The following is a 2,825-nucleotide window of genomic DNA, read 5'->3' on the forward strand; positions in this document are numbered from 1 at the left end:
TCGAGCAGTTGACCGATCTTGTTTTTGGGAAGGCTCTTGACCAGGGCGTTCACCTGATCGAGCATCGGTCCGACCGCTTGCGGAATCGTGGTGTCGTGCATGGCAATAACTGAGCCGTTGTGCAGATACGGCGCCGAATCGGTGCGAGGCCGCAAGTCGACATACTGCTCGCCCACCGCGGAGACGCTCAACACATCGGCTTGCAGGTTCGCCGGGATCTTGGGCGAAGTGCCAAGCGACAGCGTCGCTTTGGCGCCCTTCGCGGTGAGCGACACCGCAGTGACCTTGCCGACCTGCACTCCGCGGTAAGTCACGTTGGAGAATCGATATAGACCACCGGTCGCCGGCAGCTCGAGGGTGACAGTCATCCGACCGATACCGAGCAGGGTCGGCGCCTGTACGTAGAACAGGGCCATCGCGATCACGCCGACGATCCCGATGATCGTGAAGATCAGTAGCTGAATCCGGACGAAGCGCGTCAGCATCTACCTGCCCCCCTCCGTCGGCGGAATCCCCTGCGGCGGTGCAGCAGCCGGTCCCGGTAGCGGCCCGGGCGGTACAGCGGCGGGTCCCGGCAGGGGAGCGCTGAACTGGAGATTCGGCTGAGCAGGCCCCGGCGCTGGCGGGCCGGGTGGCGGCGGCGCCTGTGGGCCGGCCGGCGGTACCCCGTCCGGTGACGCCGGCGGGCCGGGTGGCGGCGGACCAGGCCGCGGCCCGAAGCCCCCGTGCAATGGATCACGTGTGTACTGCAGGAACGGCGGATCCCCCGGCGCGGGAATCAACTGTTCGTCGAGTTGTCCCCAGTGCGTCCCGAGGAACAGACCCGACTTGAGCTTGGGAATAGTCAGGTCCAATATGACGTGCAGGTTGAAGTAGTCACCTCGGATGGCCCGGTCGACGAAGTTCTGGGTGAACGGGAAGACCGTCAATGCCGCGAGCGCCGTGTCAATGTCGGGTCCGACGTCGGCGAGCCCCTTGACGGTCGGCTCCAGATTCTTCAGATTTCTGACCAAGTCGGCCTGAGTGTCGTTGATCAGCCCGGTAGCGGTGTTGCTGAACTTGCGCAGGCCGTCCAAAGCGGCCGTCAGGCGTGGCCGCTCCTTGATCAGCACATCGAGCGCGGGCGGTACTTTACGCAGCGCCTGGGTGAGCACGTCGCGCTGGGCCGCGAAGGTGCCGCCAAGCTGATCCAGTGCTTGGATGGACGCGACGATGTTGTCGCGTTGTTGGTCGAGTGTCCCCACGAACGTGTCGAAGCGATTGATCAAATCGCGAACGGCGCCCCCACGTCCGGCAAGTGCGGCGCTGAAATTGTGGATGATCTCCCCGATCTGGCTCAGTCCGCCACCGTTGATGATCAGCGACAGCGACGACAGGGTTTGCTCGGTCGAGGGATAGGTCGATGATCGACTCAGCGGGATGGTGGCACCCGGCCGCAGCCGGCCGACACCGGGCTGCCCGAGTGGCGGGTTGAGCTCCAAGTGCATGGACCCCAACAGGCTGGTCTGACCGATGCTGGCTTCCACGTTGGCGGGGATGACGAGATCGTGCTTGACCGAGATCTGGACGTCGGCGTGCCAGTCTTTCACCGTCATCGGGCCCACGCTGCCAACCACGACGTCATCGATCATCACCGGCGAATTCGACTCCATCGTAATGACATTCGCCAGTTCGACGTGATAGGTGTCGGCATCCGGTCCGCGCCCCACCGCGCCGGGCAACGGCAGCGAGTTGAGGCCGTGGAAGGCACAACCGGTGCCGGTCAGCATCACGCAGCACCCAATGGCGAGCAGTCGCCGCAGGGCGATCCGGGCGGTCATGGTTGCGGGCCTTCGGCTGGGAGCAGCATGCCCGGCACGCTCGGCGCCGGTGGCGGGGGCTCCGGTGTCGACGGCGGTGGCGGCAGCGGCATCGCCGCGCCCGGTATCCGGGGCAGCGGTACCGACGGCGCCGGGCCGGGTACCACTGAGTCACCGTTCAGCCCCGCGTATGCCGATATCGCGGGGGGGATTTCCGGCGGTCCGGGCTTCGGGCCCGCGCCGCCGGGTGCGAGCCGCGCTTCGCTGTATTCGACGTTGGCCGGGTCGACCGACTTCTGAATGAACGGATTGACGGGGAACGGCAGCATGTTGAAGTTCAGCACCCGCAAACCGGGGCCGAGGTACAGGGAACACAGCTTGCCCGATTCGGTTGAGGTGACGTTCCCGATCGCTTGGACTTGTACGCATCCAGGAATCGGTAGCGGAGCTATCAGACCGGACTGCGTGGGGTTGGCGAAGTCGGCGATCCCGAACCCGCCCACGATAGTTCCGGTGTCGGCGTTGTAGTCGTTGAAAAAGTTGCTGAGCGCGGTCGGCGCGCCGTGCAGAATGTTCTCGAAAGCCATGTGCTGATCGACGAGAGGCTGGATGGCCTTACCCAATCGGTCAATTTGTTCACTCACCTCGTCGCGGGACCCGGCGATGAAACGCTGCACCTCGCCGACCGCCGACGACAGGTCGGTCACCGCCGCGTCCAGATCGGATTTGCTGTCGTTGACCACGCTGGTGAGCGTGGCCAACCGGTTGTTGAACTGCACCATCTGAATGTTGCTGTCCCGCAGCGCGGTGACGAAGATCTGCAGGTTCTTGATGATGTCGACGATGTTGCCGCTGCCGTTCGCGATGGTCCGCGCCACCCCGGACAGTTGAGTCAGCGTCTGGCGCAACTTCTCGCCGTTACCACCCTGCAGCGCGTTGGCGGCGCTGTCGATGAACCGCGATATCGACGGTGTCGACACCTTGGCGTTTGGGCCCAAATCCGTTGCCAACCGCATTAATTGGGAT

The 2,825-nt window shown here is 64.5% G+C and carries 3 protein-coding genes; all 3 read right to left on the reverse strand.

Annotated elements, in window-relative coordinates; genetic code table 11:
* Positions 1 to 485: MlaD family protein (locus VGH54_RS08485; RefSeq protein ID WP_331511500.1), on the reverse strand; the 485-nt coding region annotated here is incomplete at its 3' end.
* Complete coding sequence (locus tag VGH54_RS08490) at positions 486 to 1,820, reverse strand: MCE family protein (RefSeq protein WP_331511501.1); 1,335 nt, start codon at positions 1,818 to 1,820, stop codon at positions 486 to 488.
* A partial coding sequence (locus tag VGH54_RS08495; RefSeq protein ID WP_331511502.1) for an MCE family protein occupies positions 1,817 to 2,825 on the reverse strand: 1,009 nt, incomplete at its 5' end. The genes VGH54_RS08495 and VGH54_RS08490, both read right to left, overlap by 4 nt.

Origin of the sequence: Mycobacterium sp., assembly GCF_036488105.1 — a bacterium.
Taxonomy (GTDB): domain Bacteria; phylum Actinomycetota; class Actinomycetes; order Mycobacteriales; family Mycobacteriaceae; genus Mycobacterium.